A 15,066-nucleotide genomic window follows, 5' to 3' on the forward strand; every position below is an offset into this window, starting at 1 on the left:
ACAAAAAAGGCGTGATCTACTCACGCCTTTTTCTTTTGCAATAATAATAAAAAGGTTGCAAGATGGTCTTTCGTTTCTTCTAACGACCACATACGATTTCCTTGCTTCGCAGCTAATACGCACGCCTCTTCCCAAGCATCCTTTTTCTTCATATATAATAATTCATCGCGTAATTTCAAAACAATTTCTTCGTCTTCTTGCTCTATAAACTCTTCCATCACGCCTACTATTTCATCTTCATGGATACTTAACGTACAATACGATTTGAAAAAATATTGTAATGTCGTATACATATTTACTCCCCCTTCTTATTTATCAGATGGATAAGAAGTAATGATTTTATATCCTAAATCCCCTGACTTATCTCTCGCTAAAACAGTAACAGTTTTGACTAACTTGTCTTTTACATTCATATTTTTCTTTATTACCGTTTTTCCAACCGGAAATGAATGTGTTGTATTTAATACGAGACGAGCCTCTTTAGAATTTTTTAACCAATCTTGAATTTCCTTATCATGCTGCTTCAAACTATCTTTTACAGCTTTCGTTGCCGTTTCCTTGTCATAGTATGTACTTGCTGCTGATACTTTATCTGTCTTCAAGCGATTCTTCAAATCTTCTTCTGATTTGCCTACATGTCTTTCAATCGTATGACCATTTTTAGGTGGCCCTTCCATTTCGTCTAAAATATTATCACTAATTTTTTCTACTGATGTCGATTGATTCCCTGTTTGTTTCTCTGTTTTTTGTTCTTTTCCTGCACATCCACTTAAGATCAGTATTAATGCCAATAAACTACTCAAGAAAAGACTACTTATTCGTTTCATCATATCACCTCTTTCATGATTATTATCGTAACTTCACTAAAAGTCAATTTCACACCGAAAAAACATACAACATTTTTTAAATTCCTCATCTATTTTGCCAAATTACCACCCGTTTTTCATAAAACCGCTATTTTCGCCCTTACATAAATATACCCCTATGTTTTTATAATTATTTCCCAAGATTAAATACCTATAAAAACACCAAATAAAACCTTTAAATAAAGGGTTTATTTGGTGTTTTTCAAGTCATTGAAATATACCCCTCATCAGATATACCCAATACCTATATAAGGTATATTAATGGTGTTTTATCAACGTTTTTCTACATTATGTAAATTTGTACTTGCCTATACAATGGAAATATGGTGTAATGCAAAAAAAGATAAAGGATTTTAAACAATGGCTGAAACAATTCAAAACTTCTTAACAGACTATTATTCAATCGCAATTCCACTTAGTATCTTAATCAACATAGTCATTAGTCTTTTAGGTGTTATCCCTAGTATTTTTTTGACCGCTATTAACATACAGCTCTTTGGTGTAGCAAATGGAACTATTATTTCGATCGCTGGTGAGGCGTTAGGGGCTATTATCTCGTTTTATATTTATCGTATAGGTCTTCAGAAATTCACTCACAGCAAAGTAAATAAGTATCCAAAGGTAGAACGCCTACTTTATGTAGAGGGTAGAGAGGCCTTTCTACTCGTCCTATCGTTCCGCCTCATTCCTTTCATTCCGTCTAGTATCGTGACTTTATTTGCAGCTCTAGGCAAAATGTCATTACTATCCTTCAGTATTGCCAGTACAATAGGTAAAATACCGGCATTATTAATCGAGGTATATTCTGCTTATCATGTCATGAACGGAACAAATGAAGCGAAGTGGATTGTAACAATCGCGGGCGCTATTGGATTGTTTTATTTGTGGAAAAAATGGAGAAAAAAATAAAGAAGGAGCCTATGCTCCTTCTTTATTTTTGAGGTATTTTATTAATAGCTATCCTTTAGATCGTTAGTTAATACCAACAGCACTAAATGATTGCTTAACTGCATTTACTTCAGCAGAGTTCGCACCATATAAATCAGCTGCAGCTTGTACTGCACCAGCACGCGCTTGACTAAATGTAGTAGATTGCGTGAAATATTGTGTGTTTGCACGGTAATAAATTGCACCTAGCTTATCTTTACCAATACCAGTTACAGTTACACCGTAATGCGTACCGCCATTTGCTAATAAATAAGCTTGTTTGTTAATAATACCACTGTTCGTATGAACCCCACCGTTATCACTAGTACCAGTGTAACGCTTAGAATAATGATCTGGATCACCATATTTCGTTGGATCACTCATAGAGCGAAGCGCATCTCCTGCTTTACCAGGCGTATAAATATCTTCACCAATTTCCCAATCTGGGTTACGGTTATCATAGAATTCTACTAAAGTACCAAAAACATCTGAAATAGCTTCATTTAATGCTCCTGATTCATTTTGATAGATTAAATCTGAGCTATACTCTGTAACAGCATGCGTTAATTCATGGCCAATTACATCAATTCCACCAGACAATGAAGTGAATGTTACACCATCACCATCTCCGTATACCATTTGAGAGCCATTCCAGAACGCATTATTATATCTACTTCCATAATGAACTGTTGATTTTAATGGCGCTCCTGCATCATTAATAGAGTTTCTATTAAAAGTAGCTTTATAGTAATCATATGTTTTACCCGCATAGTAATGAGCATCTACCGCTGCTGCATCATACGCTGCATTGAAAACATTATCTGCATCTACCCATAATGTTCCTGGCAATGTAGTACGATTTTTCGCATCATATGTGAAAATCGTTGCTCCGCGCGTATTATCTTGTAAGTAGTAAGATGAGCCAGATAACGTTGTATTAAGCGACTTCGTATCTCCTAATACACCTTTACCAGTACCCACTGCATTTGTTCCTGTTACAGGCTTTACAGCTGGTTTCGCTTCCTGTTTAGGCGCCTCTTGCTTAACTGGTGATTTATCTTCATTTGCTACATGATCCAATTTATTATATTTATTTAACACTTTACCGCTGTCTGCTTCAATGAAATAGTAGTAGTTTCCTGGACTCGGGTCTAAGAAGTTTAAATTTACAACGTATGCATATGTTGTTTCTTCACCGTTTTGATATACATATAAGTCCGCTTTTGGTTCTACCTCATATTTAGGTGTTACCCCTAAATCTTTTTGTGCAATTTCAATTGCTTTTGCGCCTTCGATCTTATTTTTATTTTTCAACTTTTCTTTTTTGTCTAAATCAGGTGCAACTGTTCCAGACAATACTTTTAAAGAACCATCTTTACTTACGTGAGCTACTTGCGTAGAACCCCATACAGGTACTCCTTCATATACTTGTTGCAAACGTAATACTGTTGAATCAGTTACAGCATCTTTCTTCACTTGTTTCACTTTGAAAGAATCTTGCGCACTCTTTTCCCCTAACTTGTAATCACCTTTTGCTGCGTTTAAGTAATCAAACACAACAGATTCTGCTTTCTTACCAGTTGCCCCAGTTAGATCCCCAGAAACAAACTCCGGTGACTGTACTGTCTCATTGTACTTCTTCGTAGAGAGCACATTTTTAGAATCTGCAAATGCAGAGCCTGTCCCTCCGAACGTTGTAACTGCCATTCCTGTCGCTAACACTAATGCTAAACTTTTCTTTTTCATGAACCTTCCCCCTAATAAATTATTTTTTGAAAAAGAGTAGTTTCATATTAGCATTATGTTTCCACTATTAATATACTAAAAATTCAATTAATTTTTTTCTCAAGTTTTGTAGAATTTTGAGGAACAAATATTGAAAAACCCCTTTCCGGTTGGAAAGGGGGTTTTTATTAAGAATTTACCAATTCAACTACTTTTTCTCCTTGACCATAGATATCCGATGTCCAAGCATATTGCGGTTCCAATACCACCAGTACAGCTACCAAAGCTAAAGCACCAATAATTATTTTCTTTTTCATACTATTTTCCTCCCTTTTCTTCTAATAAATTAATTGCTAATTTATAATAATTATTACTTTCTCTAAACTCTAATAATTCTTCGTGGTATCCTGCTAGTTCTAAATAAACCAGTTTTAATTCTTTTTTATTTTCTTCGCCTCTAAAAAATGGGATTGCCTCAACTTCTAAAAACTTTTTATAAACATCTTTAGTTTCAAAGTATTTATGCTTAAGCATTAAAAGTATATATAGCATACTTTTATACTTTTCATCCCTCTTCGCGATATCTATCCCTTTATCAATCCAATCTTTCGCTTCTTCAAATTCTTTTAATTCAATACACTGTAAAGCGATTTCATACACTGCATCAATATAATTTAAATCCTCTTCCTTCTTGTACTTTAAGCATTGCAAATAATAATCTTTAGCTTTTGCATAATCTTTTAAGTTGTAGTACAGGAAGCCTAAATTATTTAAAGCAATAGCTGTTATATTTTCTTTATCGGCAAAAGAATTTGCTTCCCTCAAAATATTATTATAAATAGATAGTGCTTCATTATATTGTTTTTTTTGTATATAACTCAATGCAATAAGTAACTGGCAATTTATCACATAACGAAACTTATATTCATTCTTGAATCCTTCCATTGCTACATTAGCAAAATGTAAAGTCATATGTTCAACTTCCAATTCATTATAAACAAGAGCTAAATTGAAATATATTCCATTTTCGTGATAACCTTGTTCCTTTGCCATTACTTCTGTTCGAGTCAAGTATTCCAATGCCCTCTTATATTTATGCTGTAAAAAATAATATAGACCTTTACTATACGTATATAATAATTTCTGGAATGGTGAATACTTTTTGTACATCTTTTTTAAGCTCTCTAATTCTTCTTCAACAGCAGAAAAATCTCGTTTCATAATTAAATAACGCGTATAAAGCAGTTTATAATAATTTATAATTTCAAAATCCAAAACATGCTTCATTTCACCTTGTAATTCTTCATATATGCGCTCTACTTGTGGCTTGTCCAAATGAACTAATGCATTTAACCATTCATCCAGCTTCCCCTTCACATCTTCTTCTACATCTCTCAAATCCGTCACGGCAATTTCTAATCTTGCGCAGAGCAATTGTAGAATCTCTTCTGATGCTTCGATTTTTCCATTTTCGATTTTACTTAAGTATGAGACAGAACAAATGCCCTGACATAATTCTTCTTGTGTCATTTTTTGCTGTAGCCGTTTGTAAAAGACTTGTTTGCCTATTTTTTCTAATGTTTGTTGCATTGTCCTCCTCCATTCTCATTTACCCCCATTACTTTAATAATACATAAAATCTTGAGAAATATAAATTGATAAATGTTAATTTTCTAAAAAATATGCAATATTTCATTTTTTTCCCTCTTGACTATACTTTCATATCTATTCTTTGCTACGATCCGTGAAAAATTGGTATACTATAACCAAATTATGGAGGTGTTTTCGCGATGACTTATTATAAAGACGATAGCTATGCCTTACATACAGATTTATATCAAATTAATATGGCTTATACATATTGGAAAGATGGTATTCATAACCGCCGCTCGGTGTTTGATTTATACTTTCGAAAACTTCCATTCGAGAACGGTTATGCTGTTTTTGCTGGCCTTGAAAAAATTGTAGAGTACATAGAAAACTTCAGCTTTACCGAAAGCGATATCGCTTATTTAGCAGAATTACAATTTGAAGAAGAATTTCTTCAGTATTTACAAAATATGAAATTCACCGGGACGATTCGAAGTATGCAAGAAGGTGAAGTTGTCTTTAATAACGAGCCTTTATTACGTGTCGATGCACCGCTCGGGGAAGCACAAATTATTGAAACCGCCCTGTTAAACATTGTGAATTACCAAACATTAATTGCAACGAAAGCAGCTCGTATGAAGCACGCTGCAAATAACGATGAACTTTTAGAGTTCGGAACAAGACGTGCCCACGAGTTCGATGCAGCCCTTTGGGGTACACGTGCTGCCTTTATCGGTGGTTTCTCATCTACGAGTAACGTACGGGCTGGAAAACGCTTTGGGATACCTGTAGCCGGCACACATGCGCACTCTTTTGTTCAAGCTTATCGCGATGAATATGTTGCTTTTAAGAAATACGCTGAAACTCATAAAAAGTGTGTCTTTCTCGTTGATACATATGACACATTAAAATCTGGTGTTCCAAATGCAATTCGCGTGGCAAAAGAGTTCGGGGATCGCATCGATTTTTATGGCATTCGCCTCGATAGTGGTGATATGGCTTATTTATCTAAAAAGGCAAGAAAACTACTAGATGAAGCCGGGTTTACAAATACAAAAATTATTGCTTCTAGCGATTTAGATGAATACACCATTATGCATTTAAAATCTCAAGGAGCAAAAATTGATGTATGGGGCGTTGGAACAAAATTGATTACGTCCTTTGAGCAACCAGCATTAGGGGCTGTTTATAAACTCGTTGCGATTGAAGATACTGATGGAAAGTTAAATGATACAATTAAAATTTCATCTAACCCGGAAAAAATCACTACTCCAGGACTGAAACGAATTTATCGCATTATCAACCGAGTTAATGATCATGCAGAAGGCGATTATATTGCATTAGATTGTGAAGAACCAGGAAAAGAAGAACGCTTAAAAATGTTTCACCCTGTTCACACGTATATAAGTAAATTTGTAACAAACTTTGAAGCGCGCGAACTGCATAAAGACATTTTCGTTAACGGTGAAAGAACATATGAACTACCTGACATATTGGATATTCAAAAATACAATGAACAGAGTCTCGCGTTATTTTGGGAAGAGTATATGCGAACTTTAAATCCTGAAGAGTACCCTGTCGATTTAAGTCAAGAATGCTGGGATCATAAAATGAATTACATTCAAACTGTTCGAGAACAAGTTGAAAAAAACATACAAAAGTAAACAGAGAAGTTCCCCTTCTCTGTTTTTTCAATACTATATGGATATTTGTAAAAAGTATATTAAAATAATAAGACGAATTTGTTTTATTTTTAAATTTTAATATTATACTATTTTAAAGTAAAATAGTATTTGATATTATTTTATTGAGTCAATTTCAACAGAATAACCTAAAAAAAGAGGACGCAAGTTGCGTCCTCTTTTTTATCCCGCATTAACGGGCAGTAAAACCCCCACAGCGAAAGCAAGGACGTTAGATGGGGAATCAACTGCCCGTAAAAGCCCGATTGGTGAAGGCTAATAATCAGTGGGGGATGAAGCCCCCCACTGATTAAAGTTTCACTTTATAAATCTTTCACTCGTAGTACACGCATTGCATTTAACACTGCCAGTAGTGTCACACCAACATCTGAGAAAACCGCTTCCCACATTGTTGCAATACCGAAAGCACCAAGTAGTAAAACTAATCCTTTTACCCCTAATGCAAAGATAATATTTTGCCATACAATGCGTCTTGTACGTTTTGCAATGTTTACAGCTGTTGCAATTTTTGAAGGCTCATCAGTCATAATAACGATATCTGCTGCTTCAATTGCTGCATCTGATCCTAAACCACCCATTGCAATACCAACATCGGCTCTTGCTAATACCGGTGTATCATTAATACCATCACCAACGAAAGCAACTTTTTCTTTTCCATGCTTTGCTGCATCAATTTTTTCAATCTCTTCTACTTTTTGTTGCGGTAATAGTTCTGCGTGAACTTCATCTAAACCTAACTCTTTACCAACAGCTTCACCAACTGGTTTTGCATCACCAGTTAACATGACTGTTTTCTTAATACCTAGTTCTTTTAATTTTTGAATTGCTTGTTTTGAATCTTCTTTTACTTCATCAGAGATAACGATATAACCTGCATATTTTCCATCTACAGCAACGTGAACTAATGTACCTACTGTTTCTGGTTGCTTAAATGTAATGTTCTCTTTTCTCATTAATTTAGCATTACCTGCAAAAATTTCTTTTCCTTGTACTTTTACGACTGTACCGTGACCAGAAATTTCGTTATAATCATCGATTATTTTTTCATCAACTGATTTTCCATATGCATTTCGAATCGATTGTGCAATTGGATGGTTAGAATACACTTCAGCAAATGCTGCATACTCTAATAATTCTTCATTTGTAATACCTTCGCTCGGTTCCATTTTTGTAACTTTGAAGACACCTTTTGTTAATGTGCCTGTTTTATCAAAAACAATATATTTCACATCATTTAAAGCTTCTAAATAGTTACTCCCTTTTACTAACACACCACTTTTAGATGCACCACCGATACCTCCAAAGAATCCAAGAGGAATAGATACAACTAACGCACACGGACAAGAAATTACTAAGAACACTAAAGCTCGATAAATCCAATCCGAGAATGTAGCTCCTTCTAAAATAAGTGGTGGAATAAACGCCATGATCGCTGCTGTAATTACTACAACTGGAGTGTAGTAACGCGCGAACTTCGTAATAAAGTTTTCTGTTGGCGCTTTTTTACTGCTTGCATTTTGAACTAAATCTAAAATTTTTGATACAGTTGATTCACCAAATTCTTTTGTAACTTCAATTGTTAATACACCATTTTGGTTCACAAAACCACTTAATACATCATTTCCAATTTCAACTTCACGTGGTACAGATTCACCAGTCAATGCTGAAGTATCTACCATTGATGTTCCTTCAACTACTTTTCCGTCTAACGGTACTTTCTCACCAGGTTTCACGATAATATAATCGCCGATTTGTACATCTTCTGGTGATACTTGTTTCGTTTCATTTCCAATCTTTACATTCGCGTAATCAGGACGAATATCCATTAATGAAGTAATTGATTTTCGAGAACGGTTTACCGCAATACTTTGGAATAGTTCTCCTACTTGATAGAATAACATTACTGCAACCGCTTCTGGGTATTGTTGAATTGCGAAAGCTCCTAGTGTTGCAATTGCCATTAAGAAGTTCTCATCAAACACTTGGCCACGAGTTATGTTTCTTACTGCTCTCCAAACGATATCTCCACCAATTAATACATACGCAAGGACGAATAACGGAATTGTGATCATTTGTGGTAAGCCAGCTAATGCAGCAATTGCTGTCAAAATTCCTCCAACCACTAATCGTCCTACCATTTTTTTCACATTTGCTTCTCCATGATCGTGACTATGTCCATGGTCATGACCACCCTTTTCTTCACGAACAACTTTCACATCTGGTTCTAACTTTTGAACGACATTTGTTATATTGGCTACAGTCGTTTCTAATTCTCTTTTATTCGCTACTTCAATTCGTAATTTCTTTGATACGAAATCAACAGTTGCTGCTGAAACCGTCGGCATTTCCTTAACTTTATTTTCAATCTTCATCGCACAATTTGCGCAATCTAAACCTTCTAATATAAACACTTCTTTTGCCATTTTTGTGTTTTTTTCTTCTTGCACTTTAATGTGCGGTTCTAATTTTGTAACGAGTTGTTTTGCTTCTGTAACAACTTCGCTTTCTTTATTTTGCGCTGTTTCTAAAACCATTGTTTTTGTCGCGAAATTTACAGAGCAAGAATTTACTCCTTCTATATTCCCAACGCCTTTTTCAATTTTCATTGCACAGTTTGCACAATCTAAACCTTCTAACATCAGTTTCTTTTTCACTAATGCTTCAGCCATCGTTCTCCCTCCTCGCGTTCTATTTATTCTTCCTCGTTTACGTGTTCAAACGCTTGCTCGAAGATATGAATTACGTGTTGGTCAGCTAACGAATAATAAACGACCTTTCCTTCTTTACGATTCTTTACAAGTTTCGCTTGCTTTAACACACGAAGCTGATGTGAAATAGATGATTGTGTCATTCCTAATAAATACGCTAAATCACAAACACACATTTCAGCTTCAAATAACGCATGTAATATTCTTGTACGTGTACGATCGCCTAATACTTTAAATAATTCTGCTACTTTACTTAAACTTTCATCCGTTGGAATTGTTTGTTTTACTTGATCAACAACTTCTTCATGAATTATCGTTTGAGAACATGTCTCTTGTGGTGTTTCTACTTTATTTCCAGCCATTATAGCTCACCTCTTTATTTGAACATATGAACAATCATTCATATATCTTATACCTTTATTATATGAGCGTCCATTCATATGTGTCAATGAAATCTCATACATTTTTTTGAACATTTCGTTCACATTTTAAAAAGATCTACACATATTTTCCGCATCCATTACATTCTCATACAAAAAAGAATATACACTTTACACAAAAGAAAAAGCCTTGCGCGTTCCCTAGACGCACAAGGCTTACTATACTTATATCCCTTTTAACTAAGCTTTTAATTAGCTTGTTCTAAATTATCCTGCGAACTTCCATCGTCTTTTAAATGACTATGTTTTTTCGAATAAACAAAGTATACAACTACTCCAATTGCTAACCAAATACCGAAGTAGATCCATGTTGTTAATGGTAGGTTAAACATTAAGAATAGACAACATGCGATTGAAATAAGCGGTAGCGTTGGTACAAGTGGTACCATAAAGCCACGTTTTAAGTTCGGATGTGTTTTACGAAGAATAATAACTGACACACCTACCATCGCAAATGTTAACAATGCTCCAATATTCGCTAAATTCGACAATTCTTTTAAATCGATAAATCCAGCAATTAAAGCACTACCAATACCTGTTAACCAAGTTGAGAATACTGGCGCTTCTGTTTTCTTATTAATTTTCGCAAATGATTTTGGTAATAAACCGTCACGGCTCATCGCGAAGAATACACGTGTCGTTGCATAAATGTAAGCAAAGATTACAGCCATAATACCAATTACAGCTCCAACTGCGATTACACCCGCTACTTTATCTTGTCCTACAACTTCTAATACATATGCCATAGCTTCTGGTACATCTAATTCTTTATAAGAAACCATACCTGTCATAACGAGACATACTACAACATAAATAATTGTACAAATAACTAATGAAGCAATAATACCAATCGGTAAATCACGTTGTGGATTTTTTACTTCTTCAGCAGAAGTTGCTAATGCATCAAATCCTAAGAAAGCAAAGAATACTGCTGCTCCGCCGGCAAAGATTCCGCTAATACCGTATGGTGCAAATGGTGTCCAGTTTTCTGGTTGTACGTAGAACGCACCAACTGCAATGAATAAAATAACAATACCAATTTTAATTAATACCATTATGTTATTCACACGCTTACTTTCTTTCGTACCTCTTGATAGTAACCAAGTTAAAACTAATGTAATGACTACTGCTGGTAAATTCACGATCCCACCTTGTGATGGAATCTTTAACAACTCTGTTGGAATTTCTAATCCGAATCCACTCACTAAGTTATTAAAATAACCTGTCCATCCACCTGCTACTGCGGCAGTTGTTACGACATATACAGATAGTAATGTCCACCCCATTAGATGGGCAATAAACTCACCAATTGTCGCATATGAATATGTGTACACACTACCTGAAACCGGAAGTGTAGATGCAACTTCTGCATAACACAACGCTGCAAATCCACAAACAATCGCTGCAATCATGAATGAAAAGATAACTGCTGGACCAGCATCTCTTGCTGCTACTAATCCTGTTAATACTAGTACTCCTGTACCAATTATCGCACCAATCCCTAGCATTGTTAGGTCAAATGCCCCTAGCGTTTTCGTTAAAGTTTTACTTTTACTTTCCCCTAACAATTGCGTAACGGATTTCTTTTTAAATAGGTTGGCCACGATGTATGCCCCCTTTTGCCAAGAAGAGCTAAGAGATATTCACTCTTAGCTCTTATCATGTTGGTTTATATATTGTTCGATTTTGTTTTGTATAATGCTTGTATTAGCAAGATACTGTTTCTGCTTCTAATAATTCTTTAGCACCTTTGTACTCTACACCGTGAGCTTCTGCAACTGCTTCGAATGTTACATAGCCATCTAATGTGTTAATACCTTTTAGTAATGCAGAGTTGCCTAAGCAAGCTTCTTTGTAGCCTTTGTTAGCAATTTGTACTGCGTATGGTACTGTTACGTTTGTTAATGCAAGAGTTGATGTACGTGGAACCGCACCTGGCATGTTTGCAACTGCATAATGAACAACGCCGTGTTTTTCGTAAGTTGGGTTATCATGAGTTGTAATACGGTCAGTTGTTTCGAAAATACCACCTTGGTCAATCGCGATATCTACAACAACAGAACCTGGTTCCATTGATTTAATCATTTCTTCTGTTACAAGTTTTGGCGCTTTTGCACCTGGGATTAATACTGCACCGATTACAAGATCAGACTCTTTTACAGCTTCTGCAATATTGTACGGATTAGACATTAAAGTTTTTACTTGGTTTCCGAAAATGTCATCTAATTGACGAAGACGTTCTGCACTTAAGTCGATGATTGTTACATCCGCACCTAGTCCAACTGCAATTTTAGCAGCATTTGTACCAGCTTGTCCACCACCGATGATTGTTACTTTACCACGTTTAACCCCTGGAACACCTGCAAGTAAAATTCCTTTACCGCCTTTGTTCTTCTCAAGGAATTGTGCACCAATTTGTGCAGCCATACGACCAGCTACTTCACTCATAGGTGCAAGTAATGGTAGAGAACGGTTTTCTAATTGTACTGTTTCATATGCAATAGAAACAACTTTCTTTTCGATTAATGCTTTTGTTAATTCTGGTTCTGGAGCTAAGTGTAAGTATGTGAATAAAATTAAACCTTCGCTGAAGTGTTTGTATTCGCTTTCAATTGGTTCCTTAACTTTCATAACCATTTCCATGTTCCAAGCTTCTTCAGCTGTATCAACAATTTTCGCTCCCGCTTCAACATACTGAGCATCTGTGAAACCAGATCCTAAACCTGCACCCTTTTGAATGAATACTTCGTGATTGTTACGAATTAAATGTACAACACCTGCTGGTGTCATTGCCACACGGTTTTCGTTGTTTTTAATTTCTGCTGGTACCCCAATACGCATAATGAAATGCCCCCTTATAATTAACAGAAAAAAGAAAGTCTTTTTTCTTTTTGTAATAATTAATAACTTATGTCCTTATTCTAGCATAACTTAAAAGTTATGAAAACGCTAACATACCATATTTTTAAAGTTTATATATTTAGAATAGTGTAAATATATAAAACATTGATTCTATTAGCCTCGTTGTTCCATCTCATTATCTATCACTCTATTTTTATTATACTCCTTTAAAATAAGCAGCAATCATTTATTATTCGACAATAATGTAACAATGTAAGAAATACCAATGATGCCGTATACATATACAGTTATAAGTTTAAACAATACTTTAGGGATATATTCTTTCCCTAAAAAAACAGCTGCTAGCATTTAACTAGCAGCTGGATAACTTATAAATAACTTGGAAAATAAATCATCTGTTGTTTCCGTAATTTTATCAAACAGATCACTTTCTTCCTCTTCTTGCTCTTTTAACATCTTAATTGTTTCACGTGCCGATTCAGGATAATCGGTAATGATACCATCTACGTTCAATTTATAATATCCCTTTAAACTTTCCATATCATTTACCGTCCATACGTAAATTGGTTTATTTAACTTCCTTGCTTCTTTTACTAATTTCTTATTTAACATGTATTCTTCCGCTACATAAAAATCAGCCTTTACATTCTTTAAGTGAGCTCTACTTGCATATAATATATATCCTACTTTTATATTTGGATTTGCACGCTTAAACTCTTTTATAAGCGGATAATGTAACGTTTGAATAACACATTGCTTCTCAAATTCATTATCTTTAATCGTTTTTAATACTTTGTTTACAAAGTCTTTTTCGCCCCCATGAAGCTTCACTTCAATATTGAGTTTGATTTTACCCTTTGCCAACTTAATGATTTCATCCAGCGTACTGATTTGTCCTGAAAAACCATCTTGACTAAGGGTAAGCTGCCTTAACTCTTCCATCGTTAAATCCGAAACATGAACGTTAGCATTGGCAAGACGTTTCAACTTCAAATCATGTATAACTGCTAGTTCACCGTCTTTTGTTTGTAATACATCTATTTCAGCGTAGTCTGCTTTCGCATCAATAGCTCCCTGCACAGCTTCTTTCGTATTTTCTACACCTTTTGAAATATAACCGCGATGAGCCATAATAATCGGTTCTTTATATGTGTTTGTAATAAAGGTCACAATGAAAGCAACAACCATTCCCGCCGTAATAATTCCTACAATATATACACCAATAAATTTCCAACGATGTTTTTGGAAGAAACATTTATCTGCCTTCGTCTTTGAATAATCTAATCCTTCTTCTAATAAAACATCTTCGACTGGAACCTTTTGTAAATACAATCTTGTTAACGCCATAATATAGAACGGTGTCATAATAAAGCTAAATAGATACAATGTACTTGTTAGGAAAACTGAAATAGTTGACTCTGCTAGTAGTGCAAATGTCCCTTCTGGGTTTGTAAATTCATATACTCCCCACAGACAAAGTAAATAAACTCCTACACATAAAAGAAAAACAATTCCTACAGATATGAAAAAACCTACTAAAAAGAACAAAACTTTAAAGAAGCTTTCTTTTACTAAGTTTGCGCTTTTGCGTGCTGCCGTACGGAACGGCTTCTCCTCTAAAACGATAATAGGTAAAACAAAAATCCAACGAAGGTTCAAATAGGCAACTACAGCAAAGAAAGTATAATATCCAACTTGCCCCATTGTTGTCTTAAATAGTTCACCTGTAATAAAATTAGGAATTTGAATTTCAGGAATCAATGCAGATTTATATCCCATACTTAATAGTGGTAATAGTACAACTGCATACAAAACAAAGCCAGGTAAGCAATATGTAAACAGAGAAGGTAAATACGTTACTGTTTTATATAAAATCGGACGTAATCTCACCTTTTGCCTTTTATGAGCGAAGTACGAAATGATAATAAGTACTGCAAACTCTGTAAAAATCAGGAACAATGCCAATATAGATAAAATTACGATCGCCAAAATCCCGTATGGGGTTTTCAAAAATGCTAATAACTCATCATTTGTTGCGTTTGCATACCCACCAAAGTACAACAACTTATTGAAAATAATACCGAAAAGTGGGATAAACACAATCGCTGCTAACAATTTATAAGCAAGTTGGAATGTTAACACATTCCAAAAGGCAAATCTAACAGTTTGAAAGGAATGTCTCATTACTCCTGGTATAGATAGTCTTTTACGGTGTTGCATATATTCCTCCACATTCTAAAACGAT

The 15,066-nt window shown here is 34.9% G+C and carries 12 protein-coding genes; 2 read left to right on the plus strand and 10 right to left on the minus strand.

Annotation, left to right across the window (positions count from 1 at the left end; translation table 11 throughout):
- Positions 1-20 precede the first annotated feature (20 nt).
- Positions 21-293 carry a hypothetical protein gene (locus tag PDQ40_RS20755; RefSeq protein WP_000288788.1) on the minus strand — a complete coding sequence of 91 codons (273 nt, stop codon included), beginning with the start codon at positions 291-293 and terminating at the stop codon, positions 21-23.
- A 15-nt stretch (positions 294-308) separates the two neighbouring features.
- Complete coding sequence (locus tag PDQ40_RS20760; protein ID WP_000822707.1) at positions 309-827, minus strand: RNase A-like domain-containing lipoprotein; 519 nt, start codon at positions 825-827, stop codon at positions 309-311.
- A gap of 399 nt (positions 828-1,226) precedes the next feature.
- Between PDQ40_RS20760 and PDQ40_RS20765 the strand changes: the two genes are divergently transcribed.
- Positions 1,227-1,775: a TVP38/TMEM64 family protein gene (locus PDQ40_RS20765; protein ID WP_000852206.1), complete on the plus strand. Its 549-nt coding sequence runs from the start codon at positions 1,227-1,229 to the stop codon at positions 1,773-1,775.
- Between the two features lie 63 nt (positions 1,776-1,838).
- Here PDQ40_RS20765 and PDQ40_RS20770 read toward each other — a convergent pair whose 3' ends face one another.
- From PDQ40_RS20770 to PDQ40_RS20780, 3 genes are all read right to left on the minus strand, one after another.
- Positions 1,839-3,539 carry a M4 family metallopeptidase gene (locus PDQ40_RS20770; RefSeq protein WP_000730399.1) on the minus strand — a complete coding sequence of 567 codons (1,701 nt, stop codon included), beginning with the start codon at positions 3,537-3,539 and terminating at the stop codon, positions 1,839-1,841.
- Positions 3,540-3,706: 167 nt separating this feature from the next.
- Positions 3,707-3,835, minus strand: a complete 129-nt coding sequence (locus PDQ40_RS20775; protein WP_000726843.1) for an NprX family peptide pheromone — start codon at positions 3,833-3,835, stop codon at positions 3,707-3,709.
- 1 nt (position 3,836) lies between these two features.
- Positions 3,837-5,108 carry a tetratricopeptide repeat protein gene (locus PDQ40_RS20780; protein ID WP_001187927.1) on the minus strand — a complete coding sequence of 424 codons (1,272 nt, stop codon included), beginning with the start codon at positions 5,106-5,108 and terminating at the stop codon, positions 3,837-3,839.
- Positions 5,109-5,308: 200 nt separating this feature from the next.
- On the opposite strand from PDQ40_RS20780, the gene PDQ40_RS20785 reads away from it, so the two are divergent.
- Positions 5,309-6,772, plus strand: a complete 1,464-nt coding sequence (locus tag PDQ40_RS20785; protein WP_000222900.1) for a nicotinate phosphoribosyltransferase — start codon at positions 5,309-5,311, stop codon at positions 6,770-6,772.
- A gap of 341 nt (positions 6,773-7,113) precedes the next feature.
- On the opposite strand, the gene PDQ40_RS20790 is transcribed toward PDQ40_RS20785, so the two are convergent.
- From PDQ40_RS20790 to PDQ40_RS20810, 5 genes are all read right to left on the minus strand, one after another.
- Complete coding sequence (locus tag PDQ40_RS20790; RefSeq protein WP_000796589.1) at positions 7,114-9,480, minus strand: heavy metal translocating P-type ATPase; 2,367 nt, start codon at positions 9,478-9,480, stop codon at positions 7,114-7,116.
- A gap of 23 nt (positions 9,481-9,503) precedes the next feature.
- Entirely contained in the window at positions 9,504-9,881 is a 378-nt protein-coding gene (locus tag PDQ40_RS20795; RefSeq protein WP_000918377.1) for an ArsR/SmtB family transcription factor, read from the minus strand.
- Between the two features lie 266 nt (positions 9,882-10,147).
- A complete protein-coding gene (locus PDQ40_RS20800; RefSeq protein WP_001284877.1) occupies positions 10,148-11,563 on the minus strand; it encodes an amino acid permease in 1,416 nt (471 codons plus the stop codon).
- A gap of 103 nt (positions 11,564-11,666) precedes the next feature.
- The gene (gene ald, locus PDQ40_RS20805) at positions 11,667-12,800 is read right to left on the minus strand and encodes an alanine dehydrogenase (RefSeq protein WP_001219742.1); all 1,134 of its coding nucleotides are present in this window, start codon (positions 12,798-12,800) and stop codon (positions 11,667-11,669) included.
- A gap of 369 nt (positions 12,801-13,169) precedes the next feature.
- Positions 13,170-15,041, minus strand: a complete 1,872-nt coding sequence (locus PDQ40_RS20810; RefSeq protein ID WP_001164743.1) for a glycerophosphoryl diester phosphodiesterase membrane domain-containing protein — start codon at positions 15,039-15,041, stop codon at positions 13,170-13,172.
- Positions 15,042-15,066: the final 25 nt, after the last annotated feature.

The organism is Bacillus cereus group sp. Bc061 (assembly GCF_027715825.1).
Taxonomy (GTDB): domain Bacteria; phylum Bacillota; class Bacilli; order Bacillales; family Bacillaceae_G; genus Bacillus_A; species Bacillus_A paranthracis.